General features: G+C 40.6%; 11 protein-coding genes. 10 read left to right on the top strand and 1 reads right to left on the bottom strand.

Going from position 1 to position 14,380, the window contains the following annotated elements:
* The first annotated feature begins 4 nt into the window (after positions 1-4).
* The 6 genes from FHQ08_RS10375 to manA all read left to right on the top strand — a co-directional run bounded on the left by FHQ08_RS10375 (position 5) and on the right by manA (position 7,375).
* Entirely contained in the window at positions 5-646 is a 642-nt protein-coding gene (locus tag FHQ08_RS10375) for a TetR/AcrR family transcriptional regulator (RefSeq protein ID WP_230914348.1), read from the top strand.
* Between the two features lie 5 nt (positions 647-651).
* Positions 652-2,388, top strand: coding sequence for an ABC transporter ATP-binding protein (locus tag FHQ08_RS10370; protein ID WP_230914347.1), 1,737 nt, complete (start codon positions 652-654; stop codon positions 2,386-2,388).
* Entirely contained in the window at positions 2,381-4,273 is a 1,893-nt protein-coding gene (locus FHQ08_RS10365) for an ABC transporter ATP-binding protein (RefSeq protein WP_230914346.1), read from the top strand. Before FHQ08_RS10370 ends, FHQ08_RS10365 begins: the two co-directional genes overlap by 8 nt.
* Before the next feature lie 191 nt (positions 4,274-4,464).
* Positions 4,465-5,340: a VOC family protein gene (locus FHQ08_RS10360; protein WP_230914345.1), complete on the top strand. Its 876-nt coding sequence runs from the start codon at positions 4,465-4,467 to the stop codon at positions 5,338-5,340.
* Positions 5,341-5,355: 15 nt separating this feature from the next.
* The gene (locus FHQ08_RS10355) at positions 5,356-6,378 is read left to right on the top strand and encodes a serine hydrolase domain-containing protein (RefSeq protein WP_230914344.1); all 1,023 of its coding nucleotides are present in this window, start codon (positions 5,356-5,358) and stop codon (positions 6,376-6,378) included.
* Positions 6,379-6,400: 22 nt separating this feature from the next.
* Positions 6,401-7,375: a mannose-6-phosphate isomerase, class I gene (manA, locus tag FHQ08_RS10350; RefSeq protein WP_230914343.1), complete on the top strand. Its 975-nt coding sequence runs from the start codon at positions 6,401-6,403 to the stop codon at positions 7,373-7,375.
* Positions 7,376-7,477: 102 nt separating this feature from the next.
* Here the strand turns inward: manA and nagB are convergent, their stop codons facing one another.
* Entirely contained in the window at positions 7,478-8,212 is a 735-nt protein-coding gene (gene nagB, locus FHQ08_RS10345) for a glucosamine-6-phosphate deaminase (RefSeq protein ID WP_230914342.1), read from the bottom strand.
* Positions 8,213-8,603: 391 nt separating this feature from the next.
* On the opposite strand from nagB, the gene FHQ08_RS10340 reads away from it, so the two are divergent.
* From FHQ08_RS10340 to FHQ08_RS10325, 4 genes are read left to right on the top strand one after another with little or no spacing between them, the layout of a single operon-like run.
* A complete protein-coding gene (locus FHQ08_RS10340; RefSeq protein ID WP_230914341.1) occupies positions 8,604-10,430 on the top strand; it encodes a PTS mannitol transporter subunit IICB in 1,827 nt (608 codons plus the stop codon).
* 30 nt (positions 10,431-10,460) lie between these two features.
* Positions 10,461-12,554, top strand: coding sequence for a BglG family transcription antiterminator (locus tag FHQ08_RS10335; protein WP_230914340.1), 2,094 nt, complete (start codon positions 10,461-10,463; stop codon positions 12,552-12,554).
* 11 nt (positions 12,555-12,565) lie between these two features.
* Complete coding sequence (locus FHQ08_RS10330; protein WP_230914339.1) at positions 12,566-13,009, top strand: PTS sugar transporter subunit IIA; 444 nt, start codon at positions 12,566-12,568, stop codon at positions 13,007-13,009.
* 1 nt (position 13,010) lies between these two features.
* Complete coding sequence (locus tag FHQ08_RS10325) at positions 13,011-14,171, top strand: mannitol-1-phosphate 5-dehydrogenase (protein WP_230914369.1); 1,161 nt, start codon at positions 13,011-13,013, stop codon at positions 14,169-14,171.
* Positions 14,172-14,380 lie beyond the last annotated feature (209 nt).

Below are 14,380 nucleotides of genomic sequence, written 5' to 3'. Positions count from 1 at the left end.
TAAAATGCCGAAACAAACCTTTTTTAACTTAGATGTTGCCAAGCAAAAACGCCTAGTTGATGCGGCATTTCATGAATTTTCTCGAGCACCTTTTGATGAAGTCTCTATTACCGATTTGGTCCAAGCTGCTAAGATTCCTCGAGGCAGCTTTTATCAGTACTTTTATGATAAAACTGATGTTTATGACTATCTGATTGAAAGTAAGCGGCAAGCCTCGATCGACGACTGGTTTCATGCTTTAGATGAATTTCAGGGCGACCTCTTCGCTGCTTTCAAACACTATTTTGGTAATTTGTTGACAGATGCGATCATGGGAACAAATGCGGCTTTTTATAAGAATGTCTTTTTGCATATGGACTATTCCCGCAGTAAGCAGTTATCCGACCGCTTTAAGCATCAAAATCATCCTTCAAGGCGGCCAATCGACCTACCTGATAATGTAGATTGGCAAAAACTGAAAATTCAGGGATCTGAAGATTACCAACTGTTAATGCATATTTTGATGGGCGTTTTTTATCAAAGTGTGGCGCACTATTATCTTAAGAAACAAGTTGAGCCAGACTATGATCTAGCGGCAACAAAGCATCAATTTTATCAAATTATTGAGTGGCTCCAGTTTGGCGCTCAAAAAGAAAAGGGGATGTGACCAGATTGTGGAAACTAATTAAGAAGCGGGTATCATTTTGGGCAGTCCTGTTAGCGACTGTTTTTATGATCATTCAAGTGATTGCAAACTTGTCCTTGCCCAAATTGACAGCAGATATTGTCAATAAAGGGATTACCAATGGGGATGTTGCTTTGATCCAGCGCATTGGAATCCAAATGCTAGGGATTTCACTCATTAGTATTATTGCCGCAGTGGGCAATGTTTTCCTAGCTTCGAGGATTTCTCAAGGGTTAGGGCGAGATTTACGAAACGAAATTTTTACGAAAGTAACTAATTATTCGAACGATGAATTTGACCGCTTAGGAACAAGTTCATTGATCACGCGGACAACAAACGATGTGGTCCAAGTCCAAAACGTCATGATGATGATGCTACGTATGATGATCATGGCGCCAATCACGCTCATCGGCGCTAGTTTTTTAGCTTATCAGCGTGATCATCAATTGACCCAGATTTTTATTTATGTCATTCCAGTTCTGTTGATCGTTATTGGCGGTCTAATGTACTTTGCGGTGCCATTATTTAAACGGATGCAGAAATTAACCGACCGCTTGAATCTGGTATTTCGTGAGGGCTTGACTGGTGTGCGAGTTATCCGTGCCTTTCGCCGGGATGATTTCGAGCAAAAACGATTTGATCTAGCCAATACCGACTTCACCAACAATGCTTTAAAAGTATTTTCAATCATGGCCGGTATGTTTCCCTTAATGACCTTGATCATGTCGGGTACAAATATTGGGATTACTTGGATGGGCGCTAATTTGATTGCCAACCAAGCGACTGAAACTGGGAACATGATCGCATTCATGACCTATGCGATGCAAATCCTATTTAGTTTTATGATGCTTTCTTTTGTATTTGTCTTTTTACCAAGAGCCCAAGCGGCCGCTGACCGGATCAACGAAGTCTTGAATTTAAATACAAAAATCAAAGATCCTAAGGCACCTAAATCATTTGCAAAGACACAAGCAGCTTTGCAGTTTGATCATGTGGACTATCGCTATCGCAAAGCTGAAGAACTAGCGTTAGCTGATATTAATGTGGCTGTTCACGCGGGCCAAACCTTGGCTATTATTGGCGGCACCGGTTCCGGTAAGTCATCTTTCGTCAATCTGATTCCAAGATTCTACGACGTGGAAAAAGGGCGTGTCCTAGTCAACGGACTAGATGTTCGCGATGTGACTAAGGCCGACTTACGGGATCAAGTTTCGTTGGTTCCCCAAAAGGCCCTATTATTTAAAGGCAATTTGCGTGAAAACATGCAGTATGGGAACGCTGCGGCTACGGATGAGGCTATCTGGCATGCGCTGGACATTGCCCAGGCTTCTGATTTTGTCAAAGAAACTGGTAAAGGTTTAGATATGACTGTTGAGCAGGGGGGAAATAACTTCTCCGGTGGACAAAAACAGCGTTTGGCGATTGCGCGAGCTTTAGTTAAGGATGCTTCGATTTATGTTTTTGATGATTCTTTTTCAGCCTTGGATTTTAAAACGGATGCCCAGTTGCGTGAAGCACTCACTAATGATCCGCAAATGAAAAATAAAGTTATTGTGATTGTTGGTCAGCGAGTTTCAACGGTGGCTTCTGCAGATGAGATTTTAGTATTAGATAATGGCCGAATGGCTGGTTACGGCACGCATGAAGAGTTGAAGACAAATAGTCCAGTTTATCAAGATATTCTGGCATCTCAAATTAGAGAGGGGGCGGCAGTCGATGAGTGAGACCAAGCATAATAATGGAACGTCATCACCCCGTGGCGGTGGTCATGGCTTTGGTGGCGGTCATGCGAATCTTCCCGGTTCCAAGCCGAGAAACTTTTGGCGTACAACGGGTCGACTATTCAAATATATGCGTCGATATTATATCGGCTTAGCCGTCGTGGTTGTTTTTGCGGTCACTTCACAAATTTTTCAGATTCGGACACCTAAAATTTTAGGTGAAGCAACGACAGAAATTTTCAAGGGTGTCATGCGAGGAACAGCTGAGCAAAAAGCAGGTATGACGGTCAGTCGGTATCCAATTGATTTTGATAAGATCAAGCACATCATTTTGATCGTTATTTTGATGTATCTCGCTTCAGCTTTATTCAGTTTTATTCAGCAATTTGTGATGACGCGTATTTCCCAACGGACGGTTTATTTTTTACGGCGAGATCTGAAACGTAAGATGAAACATTTGCCGATCAATTATTATGATACCCATGAAAATGGAGATATTATGTCCCGGGCAATCAACGATATGGATAATATTGCCAATACCTTGCAGCAAAACATTACGCAGGTGATTACTAGTACTGTCATGTTCATCGGCACGTTATGGATGATGTTGACCATCAGTTGGAAGTTGACGCTGATTGCGTTAGCCATCATCCCACTAAGTTTGATCGTCATGGGCATCGTGGCGCCACGATCACAAAAGTTTTTCGCTGCCCAGCAGAAATCATTAGGGTTATTAAATAATAAAGTCGAAGAAACTTATGGTGGTCATATTGAAACTAAGAGTTTTAATCATGAAGCTAAGGATCTGACTGTTTTTAAAGCCGAAAATGATCGTTTATTTAGTGCTTCCTGGAAAGCACAAATGATTTCTGGGTTTATTATGCCTTTAATGACATTCGTCAATAATTTAGGATACATCGTCGTGGCGATTGTCGGTGGGACAGCAGTCGCTCATGGGACGATTGCCTTAGGGGATATTCAAGCTTTCTTACAATATACCCAACAATTCTCACAACCAATTTCTCAGTTAGCTAATTTGGCAAACACCATTCAACAAACTATTGCTTCGGCTGAGCGTATTTTTGAAATTTTAGATGAACCAGATATGGTGGACACTCAGGTAGAAATTCCTGACGTGCCAAATGATCCGCGTAAAATTGCGATGGAGCATGTTCAATTTGGTTATGATGGGTCAGAGGTGTTATTAACGGATTACAATTTAGATGTGCATCCTGGACAAATGATTGCCATTGTTGGGCCAACTGGTGCTGGCAAAACGACAATCATCAATTTATTGGAGCGCTTTTATGATATCAAGGCTGGTTCGATCAAGCTGGAAGGCCGGGATACTCGGAACATGAGTCGCGAAGCGCTGCGTGCTCATTTTGCAATGGTGCTACAAGATACCTGGCTCTTTACAGGGACAATTTATGACAACTTGAAGTACGGCCGTGAAGAAGCAACGCATGACGAGATAATTGCTGCTGCTAAGGCTGCTCATGTGGATGAGTTTGTGCGCCAGTTACCAGATGGTTATGATACAGTTTTGAATGAAGAAGCCTCTAATATCTCTCAAGGGCAGCGGCAGTTATTAACGATTGCACGTGCTTTTGTAGCGGATCCTGACATTTTGATTCTTGATGAAGCTACGAGTTCTGTCGATACCCGAACAGAATTACAGATTCAGCATGCCATGAATCAGTTGCTGAAGGGGCGGACTAGTTTTGTGGTGGCTCACCGATTATCAACAATTCAAGATGCGGATAATATTATCGTGATGAATCATGGGAGTATTATCGAGACTGGGACACATGAAGAACTATTAGCTAAAAATGGCTTCTATGCTGATTTATACAATAGCCAATTCTCAGGTAGTTTAGCAGTTTAATTATAGTTTAAAATTTTTACGTAAATAGTGGTCTCAGACAAAGCAAATTTGTTTGTTGACCACTATTTTTAGGTATAATAATGTGTAAGCGGTTAGGTTCATCAGCACTTTCGTTTTTAAAAGTGTGGTATGATTGGTCTAGAGCGTTTAAATTTGGTTAGTTTAATTTCTTTAGCTTAGTGAGGCGAATTATGATGGAAAACTTTCGAATTGCACCAGAAACGCGTATTGGTTTCGTTGCTTTAAAGGTTTCAGATTTGAGCGCCATGACTGATTTTTATACAAAAATCGTTGGCTTTGATTTGTTAAAGCAAACGCAAGATACGAGCTACTTGGGGGTCCGAGTCAATCAGCAGGTATTATTGACTTTACGTGAAATTGATGGTGTTATGCCTAATCAAGCGGTTACTGGCCTAGAACATTTTGCAATCTTATTACCCCATTCAAGTCAGCAAGGCACGATTTTGACACATATCCAGAGCAACAGTATTAGTTTGACGGGCGTTTACGAGAATGGGTACAGTCAAGTATTTGCAATTACCGATCCTGAAGGCAATGGTGTAGAATTTGCTGTCGATAAAACCATTGAAAAGTGGACATCAATGGACAAGTATGATTGGGAAAATGAAATGACGCATGATATTGATGCCAAAGTTATTTTAGACCAGAAAAGGGGTTCTTTTTCCGGTCTACCTAGTGGTACAACAATCGGTCATGTCCAATTAGCAGTTAAAGATTTGCAGAAAACGGCTGATTTCTATACGAAAGTTTTAGGCTTTTCACTAAAACCAACGGGCAATCCTGAGGAACGTTTTTTATCAGCGGGGGATTATCATCATCATATTGGCGTTAATTTGGCACCTGAGAATCAAAAATTGGCTTTAGTCCAGGACAACAATTATGGGCTAGATTTTGTGAATATTCTATTGCCGGAAAAACGGGATATGGTTACTCTAGTCGATAATTTGCAAGATAATGGCTACACAAATTTTGATTACTCAGAAGCCAATGAATATTTGATGTTGCAAGATCCTAATAATATTCGGCTATGGTTATCTTTGGCTTAAGGAAGTATGAAATAAATGGCTTTTGAAGAAACAAAAGGTCTGATACAACAATTGGTCCAGCAAAAGATTGTGCCTGGTGTCAGTAGTGCACTAATTAACGGCGCACATACATATATATCTTATCTTGGCGATCAGCAATGGCTGCCAGAGGTTAAAAAATTACAGCCTAATTATTTGTATGATTTGGCATCGTTGACTAAAGTGATGACGACGACGCCCATGATCTTAAAGTTGATTCAAGCCCAGCAATTGTCATTGACCACACCGATCCAACGTTTCTTGCCTGGGTTCCAAGATGAACGCGTCCAGATTTGGCATTTGTTGACACATACGTCAGGAATCGAAGGTTACATTCCACATCGCAATGAATTACCACCAGCTGAGTTAAAACAAGCTTTATTGCATTTAGGTGTCGGACCAGGATTTGAACGGCGGGTTAAATATACAGATATTGGCTTGATTTTTTTAGGCTACATTATCGAAGCTATTTATCATGAACCTGTCCAAAAAACGCTGACGCGAGAAATACTGGCACCTTTAAATTTAAACAACACGACATTTGCACCAGATCCCAGGTTGGCTATTCCGACCACGTATGATGATCAAAAGGGACTGTTGCAGGGAATCGTTCACGATCCCAAGGCTCGTATTTTAGGCAGTCATTGCGCATCGGCTGGTTTGTTTAGTAATTTAGCAGATGTGGTTCAATTTACACAGTGGATTTTAGGCCAATATCAGCCTGAAACCGCGCCTCTTGACCAAGGAACCATTCAATCACTCTTCCATAATTATAGTCAATTGCCAGATCAACCGCGGTCATTAGGCTGGGATATTCAATTAAGTGCACAGGATCAGCATGTGCTGCTTTATCATACGGGATATACAGGGACCTTCTTGATCATTGATCGACACAATCAGAATGCTCTGGTTGTGTTGACCAATCGAGTGCATCCCCAGGCAGATAATCAAGCCTTCTTGGCGCAACGGGATCGGATCGTGCAAGCGTTCTGTCAGGAATCACGTCGTTTTACATCTTAATTTAGATAAAGGAAGTTTTTATATGGCGCAAAAGAATGATGTTTTATTTTTAAAACCTGTATTTAAAGAAAAAATCTGGGGTGGACAGAAATTAGCCCAATTTGGTTATCAATTGCCTGCAGACGATATTGGCGAGTGTTGGGCAATTTCTGGACATCCTCATGGGACTAACGTCATTGAAAATGGCACACATGCCGGTGAAACATTAGCCCAAATTTGGCAGACCGATCGGCCTTTATTTGATAACTATCCTGGCGAAAGATTTCCATTATTAACAAAAATTCTGGATGCCGAAGCGAGTTTATCTGTTCAAGTACATCCTGATGATGCCTACGCAAAGGTAAATGCACATGATTTGGGTAAGACAGAGTGTTGGTATATTATTGATGCTGATCCAGGCGCTTATTTGATTTTTGGACACCACGCTCAAACTAAGGCCGAGTTTGAAACAATGGTCAAAGCAGGGCAATGGGATCAGTTATTGCGAAAACAGCCAGTTAAGACCGGGGATTTTGTTTATGTACCTAGTGGGACAGTCCATGCCTTGAATAAGGGTATTATGGCTCTGGAAACACAACAGAGTAGTGACACCACTTACCGGCTCTATGATCATGATCGGGTGGACGCTAAGACCGGTCACAAACGAGATCTGCATTTGAACGATGCGTTTAATGTGACTCAGATTCCCTTTGCGCCAGTTGCAGCCAATACAACCGAAACAACACAGGGTGCTTCTAAGTTGATCACATTGGTATCCGCGCCCGTGTCTAAATATTTTAACGTTTATCACTGGTTGATCAAGGATACTGTAAATTTTGAAAAGCAATATCCGTTTACTTTAGTTTCGGTTTTAAATGGAACGGGAACGTTAACTGTAGGCGATCAAACCTATCAATTGAAAACAGGTCAGCATTTCTTATTGACAGCCGCAGCTTCAAGTTGGCAATTAGCTGGGGATTTGGATTGTATTGCTTCTGTACCAGGTCAATTGAACTAGACCAAAATAAGTCGAGACCATAAAAGAGACACACACCGATAAAATTATGTTCATCGGTGTGTGTCTCTTTTTATTTTGTATGATTGTTATTATTGGAAATGATTAAGCGTTGAGCGTTTCGTCAATGGATTTTTGGCTTAACTTGCTAGCAGCAGCTTTATCAACGATGACAGTAACGTCGTCTTTATCTTGTAGTACTGATGCAGGTAGATCCGTAGTTACAGGACCTTCAATCATGCCTTTGATGGCATCTGCTTTGTCTTCACCGAAAGCCATTAAAATGATTTTCTTGCTCTTCATAATGGAGCCGATACCCATGGAGTAGGCATAACGTGGCACTTCGTTTTCATCTTTGAAGAAACGAGCATTGGCATCGATTGTTGATTGGGTTAATGGCACTTTCCGTGTTTGAGCATCGAAAGGTGAGCCAGGTTCGTTGAAACCAATGTGACCATTACGACCAATCCCTAAGACTTGCAGGTCAATTGGATTATCAGCAATCACTTGGTTATAACGTTTTGTCTCAGCGTCAGCATCTTCAGCTAAACCATTTGGGACATAGGTATTTTTAAATGGTTTCTTATTGAAGAGGTGTTCTTGCATGAAATAGCGATAACTTTGTGGATTATCTGGTGCCATGCCAACATATTCATCTAAATTAACGGATGTCATTTGTGAGAAGTCAACGTCACTGTTGACCATGGCGTCATACATCTTGACTGGTGTGCTACCAGTAGCCAAACCTAAAACTTTGGCACCATTAGCTATCGCATCTTTAATTATTTCAAAAGCTTTTTTTCCTGCTTCTGTATCGTTGCTCGTTACAATTACGTGCATGCAACTTACTCCCTTTCTTATTAGCTTTGTTCTATTTGGTATAGTCCAATTATAATATGGTTATAATCGGCTGTCAAGAGGTAAGCTTGGGGTAAAAATTGGCAACAGTTGCGTAGTGGCAAGTATTTCGATAAATTCAGATCTTTCCTATATAGTTGATTTATATTTTTATAAATAGGTAAGGTCGTCTCTTTAAGCAGTTATTAAATTAAAATAGGCGTCATCAAACGACAATCACACAGCAACGGGTGTTTCGTTATGGCTGACTGTTTTTTTAATCACAGCATAAATTAAGTTTTGGCACATGCGACTGTGCCAAAGATGTCATTGAGGAGATATAAGTAAGCACTTACAATGTAATATGTAAGCGATTGAAAGGAGTGAAAAATGAATGGAAGCAAATGCAAAAAGCGTTTCAGTAGCCAAAGAAAAAACTTCTATTAAAACGAAATTACAGCGCTTAGGCAGCAAGCTCTCAGGAATGGTCATGCCAAACATTGGTGCGTTCATTGCTTGGGGGTTGATTACAGCTTTATTCATGAAGACGGGTTGGATTCCCAATGCGCAACTCGCAAAAATGATTACCCCGATGGTAACTTATTTACTGCCATTATTAATTGGATTTACAGGTGGCTCGATGGTCTATGATCATCGTGGTGGTGTTGTTGGTGCGATTGCTACGATGGGGGTCATTGTAGGGACAGATATTCCCATGTTTATTGGTGCCATGATGATGGGGCCCTTAGGTGGCTGGTGCATTAAGAAATTTGATGCCTGGGCACAGCCAAAAACACGTCAAGGTTTTGAAATGCTGGTTAACAATTTTTCGGCCGGTATTTTAGGTATGATTCTTGCTATTATCGGATTCTTTGGCATTGGCCCAATTGTTTCTGGTTTAAGTGCGGCTTTAGCAACAGGTGTTGATTGGATCATTGCTCGCAATCTAATTCCGTTAGCCAATATTTTCATTGAACCAGCGAAGATTTTATTCTTAAATAATGCGATTAACCAAGGTATTTTAACACCGCTTGGTATTCAAGCTTCAGCAGAGGCTGGTAAGTCGATCCTCTTTTTACTGGAACCAAACCCTGGTCCTGGTCTGGGCGTATTGTTAGCCTTCATGTTTTTTGGTAAAGGCACAGCCAAAAGTAGTGCACCTGGTGCTGCTATTATCCATTTCTTCGGTGGTATCCATGAAATCTATTTCCCTTATGTCTTAATGAAACCCACTTTATTCCTATCAGTTATTGCTGGCGGGGTATCTGGGACATTCATGTTTAACCTATTAGGGGCTGGTTTAAAAGCTTCACCATCACCGGGTTCCATTATTTCACTGCTATTGATGACGCCAAAAGGTGTTGGCAATTATGTCGCCGTCTTGAGTGGGGTTGTTGTGGCGACAGTGGCTTCCTTCTTAGTTTCAATGGTGATTTTAAAACGTGATAAGACGGCTGAAATCGACGATATTAAAGCCGGACAAGCTAAGATGGCGGATATGAAGAATAATGCTAAAGGCACTGGCACAGTTGCGGGTGCCAATACAGAAGATGCTAAAGCAATCTTGCAAACAGCTAGTGATGTTAGTCATATTATCTTTGCTTGTGACGCAGGCATGGGTTCATCTGCGATGGGCGCTTCGATTTTAAGAGATAAAGTCAAAAAAGCCGGACTGGACCTTTCAGTTACGAATACAGCCATTAATAATTTGAAAGATGAACCAGGATTGCTGGTCGTTACTCAGGATGAATTAGCTAATCGAGCATTGCAAAAGACACCTTCAGCTGTCCATGTTTCTGTCGAGAATTTCTTGAACTCACCAAAATATGATGAGATCGTTACCGGTTTGAAGACGAAAGAAGTTTCTGATCCTAAGGCAGAAGAAACCACGGATAGGCCAACAGATATTACTTCAGAATTGCAAAATATTGATGCCAGCAAGGTTTCTGAAATCGATTTTATCCATCATGATCAAAATATTGGTTCGGCAACAATGGGTCGATCTTTATTTAAGGCTAGTCTTAAGAAAGCCGCTAAGTCAGGTATCAAAGTCAAGAATGTAGCTGTAGGTGAAGTGATCGATGAGGATAGTACCCTTGTTATCGCTAGTAAAGAGACAGCCAAACGTATTAAATTATCGTTTAAGAACGTTCAAGTGCTTGTAGTCAATGACCTCGTGGATGCACCAGAGTATGATAAACTTATTTCTGAATTAAAATAAATAATTTTATAGGGAAGTAAGTTGAAATTTATGGATCTATCCAATCGTGAGGCAGAAATTGCATTATTAATGCTGAGAAATCCGCAGGGATTAACAATTTCGGATTTAACTAAAGGCGTTAATGTAAGTCGACGCACGATTTATCGTGAACTATCCAGTCTGGAGACGGCTTTGGCACATCTTACAATCCAGCTTGTGAAAACAGAGGGCACTTACCATTTGGTGGCGGCTAAAGCTGACCTGGATCAACTGCAACATGAATTATTGCAAAGTGACAACTTGTCTTTTTCGTCCGTTGTCACTCGACAAAGTGCATTGGCCGTTCGCTTATTGTTAAGCAATCAAATTGTACCAACCAAGACATTGGCCGATGAGTTTGAAGTAAGTAATGCAACGATCACACAAGACCTGAATACGATTGAGCCTATTTTTACGGAATATCAGTTGACGATCAATCGCATCAAGGCAAAGGGCATTGCTGTGAGTGGTAAGGAAAGTAATGTTCGTCGAGTAGTCAGTGGTGTTTTATCCAGTGAAATCAACGAGTATGAATTCTTTGAATATTTGAATAATACCAATCAAACTGGGCTATCCGCTGAATCAGATTCACAGTATTTTATTGCGACCATGGACGCCAAACTTTTGAGAACGGCCAGTCAGTCAATCAGCCAGCGCGTTAAAGCAAATTTTGCTCATTTTTCTGATAGTCAGTTGAAACAGTTGATCATCATTTTGACAGTTTCAGCGCAACGGATCCAACAAGGGAAGTTGATTACAAAATTGGATCAGGTCGATAAAAATGCGTTGTTCAAATATCAGCCGATCGCAATTGAGCTATATCAGCAATTTCCGAGCGAGATCCGTAGTCGAATGACACTAATGGAATTAGAATTTATGGCTCAGCAAGTTCAGGGCATGAGTTTTACATTAACTGGACATGCGTTAATGGATGATTATGATTTACGGTTATCTTATCAAGTTCGCAATCTCATTCAGATGGTTAGTCAGACATTTGGCTATGATTTTCGTGGCGACAGTACTTTGTTTACTGATTTAATGGCGCACCTAGCTGCCACACTGCATCGTGCAACCACTGCTTTGCCAGAAATTAATAATCAAGTGCTGCAAAATGTGGTTACAAATTACCCGAAACTTTACCAACAAATTCAACTTGCTTTGACTAGAATTTTTCCAGATGAAAAGTTTTCTAACAGCGAAGTTGCCTATGTCCTGTTACACTTTGCCTCAGCCTTTGAACAGCAGCGTAAAGTTGGGCCGATTCGGGCACTTGTTCTTTGTGCGAATGGTGTTGGTACCGCTAGAGTTTTAGAGAGCCGGCTGAAAAAAATGATTCCCGAGATCAGTGAATTCAAAGTTTCCCGAGTTGCTGAGCTGAATCATTTAGATATGGCCCATTATGATTTGGTATTATCAACGATTTTTTTGCCAGGTTTTAAGTACCCCTATAAAGTTATTTCACCGTTGTTACTAGATGATGAAGTAAAAGACATAAAAAATTATTTAGTTAATCAGTTTGGTGTTCATTCGGGACAGCGGCCAGTGGTACCGGACATGTCGGCACATCAGGCAACAGCAGATTTTGATCACATGTACGATCGCATGCAGCAAGCAAAACAAATCTTGGATTCCATTGAAGTTACTGTGATTGATAATCGTGACCTAGACTTGGCGCAAACCTTATTACTATTGACAAAGCGGCTGCGGCCAGTTTATGTGCGTAAGCCTCGAATCGTTGCCGATGCGTTATTGCGTCGAATGCAGCGTGCGCCAGTTGGATTGCCGGATAGTGGGCTAGCCCTAGTCCACACAACGACTGCTGAGATTAGTCAACCTTTATTTGCAATTTACGAGCTGACGAACCCATTGACAACTATGGGGATGGATTATCAGCCAATGACGTTTAAACGGGCTTTCTTTATGATTGCACCAACTGAATTATCTAATTTTACGGCCGATCTGCTGGGGGATATTTCTGGGTCTGTTGTTGAAAATGAAACTAATCTTAAACTTTTTCAAACGGCAACGACCACACAGCCTGTACGCAACTTAGTTAGTTCCATTTTTCTAAAAAGAATATTTAAGCAAATAAATTTAAAAAATTAGGAGGTGGGTTGATGAAAGCCTTAGACAAAAATTTGATCAAATTAGGTCAGACGGTTAAGACAAAAGAAGAGGCCATTCGTCAAGCGGGGCAACTATTAGTTGATAACGGAAATGTTGAACCTGGTTATATTGACTCAATGATTGCTCGGAATAAAGATGTTTCGGTTTATATGGGCAATTTCATCGCGATTCCCCACGGTACCGAAGATGGCAAGCAATTTATCAAAAAGACAGGTATTTCAATTATTCAATACCCTTGGGGCGTTGATTTTAGCGATGACCCAGCTGATGAAAAGCTGGTAACTGTTGTATTTGGTATTGCTGGATTAAATGGGGAACATTTGGAATTGTTATCTTCTATTGCTTTATATTGCAGCGATATTAACAATGTTGAAAAATTGGCGGATGCACAATCGCCAGAAGAAGTTATTAATTTATTGAAAGAAGTTGATTAATGTGCGTGCAGTTCATTTTGGAGCCGGAAATATTGGTCGAGGATTTATTGGTGAAACTTTAGCAGCTAATGACTTTAGTATCGATTTTGTTGATGTGAATGAAACGATCATTGATGCTTTGAATCAACGTCATGAATATGATATTGAATTGGCGGCACCAGATCATAAAAAAATTCATGTGGCTAATGTAGATGGCATCAATAACAAAAACAACCCTGAAAAAGTTGTCGCTGCTATTGAAAAAACAGATATGGTCACGACAGCTATTGGGCCTAAGATTCTACCATTTATTGCTGAATTGATTGCAGACGGCATTAAGGCACGCCAACAGCAAGGTAATCAAACTACATTAGATGTGATTGCTTGTGAAAATATGATCGGTGGCTCACAATTTTTAAAAGGTGAAGTTTATAAACATTTGGACGCTACTGGACAGCAATTTGCCGATCAATATATCGGTTTTCCTAACGCAGCTGTTGATCGAATCGTACCTATTCAACATCATGAAGATCCATTAGCCGTTTCTGTAGAGCCTTTTAAAGAATGGGTCGTTGATCAATCACAAATGAAACACCCTGAAATCAAATTGGACACTGTTGTTTATGTCCCTGATTTGGAACCATATATTGAACGGAAACTCTTCTCGGTTAACTCTGGCCACGCAACCGTTGCTTATACAGGTGAATACCTAGGCTATAAGACAATCGGCGATGCAATCAAAGATGACAAGGTATTAGCACAATTAAAACAAGTTTTGAATGAAACTGGTAGTTTGCTCATTGCCAAATGGGATTTTGATAAAGCTGATTTAAAAGCTTATCAAGATAAGATTATCAGCCGTTTTCAAAACCCTTATATTTCCGATGATATTTTGCGGGTCGGTCGGACACCAATTCGTAAGTTAGGCTACGATGAACGTTTTATTCGGCCAATTCGTGAATTAAAAGATCGTGGTTTGGATTATAGCACTCTATTAGATACAGTTGGAATGATCTTAACTTTTGATGAAGTCCAAGATGCTGAAAGTGTCGAATTACAGAAAATGTTAAAGGATACTGATGTGGCTACTGTTGTCAAAAAAGTGACTGGTTTGCATGATCAGGCCTTGATCGATGACATTGTGAATACTTATGAAGCTAAAATGAGCAGGGTCAATGCTTAGGTCGTTTTAGTAAGTATAAAAAAACACTGATATTTGTTTTACCGTCATTTAACGGCAAAACTAGAATATCAGTGTGTTTTTGTTTAGTGCGCCCGGCATGGGCGCTAACTTGGTGGTGAAAGTCCACTATAGACCGTAGTAGTCGGAACTATTAGTTGAGGACAAGGGTGTCCACCGTGAGGTGGAATCTGAAGGAAGTCTAAAGCAAA

Source organism: Agrilactobacillus fermenti (assembly GCF_021030645.1).
Taxonomy (GTDB): domain Bacteria; phylum Bacillota; class Bacilli; order Lactobacillales; family Lactobacillaceae; genus Agrilactobacillus; species Agrilactobacillus fermenti.
This window is presented reverse-complemented; position numbering and strand designations above follow the sequence as displayed.

Coding starts and splice junctions, on each gene's coding strand:
- FHQ08_RS10375 (WP_230914348.1), top strand. CDS start 5: ATGCCGAAACAAACCTTTTTTAACTTAGATGTTGCCAAGCAAAAACGC.
- FHQ08_RS10365 (WP_230914346.1), top strand. CDS start 2,381: ATGAGTGAGACCAAGCATAATAATGGAACGTCATCACCCCGTGGCGGT.
- FHQ08_RS10360 (WP_230914345.1), top strand. CDS start 4,465: ATGATGGAAAACTTTCGAATTGCACCAGAAACGCGTATTGGTTTCGTT.
- FHQ08_RS10355 (WP_230914344.1), top strand. CDS start 5,356: ATGGCTTTTGAAGAAACAAAAGGTCTGATACAACAATTGGTCCAGCAA.
- manA (WP_230914343.1), top strand. CDS start 6,401: ATGGCGCAAAAGAATGATGTTTTATTTTTAAAACCTGTATTTAAAGAA.
- nagB (WP_230914342.1), bottom strand. CDS start 8,212: ATGCACGTAATTGTAACGAGCAACGATACAGAAGCAGGAAAAAAAGCT.
- FHQ08_RS10340 (WP_230914341.1), top strand. CDS start 8,604: ATGGAAGCAAATGCAAAAAGCGTTTCAGTAGCCAAAGAAAAAACTTCT.
- FHQ08_RS10335 (WP_230914340.1), top strand. CDS start 10,461: ATGGATCTATCCAATCGTGAGGCAGAAATTGCATTATTAATGCTGAGA.
- FHQ08_RS10330 (WP_230914339.1), top strand. CDS start 12,566: ATGAAAGCCTTAGACAAAAATTTGATCAAATTAGGTCAGACGGTTAAG.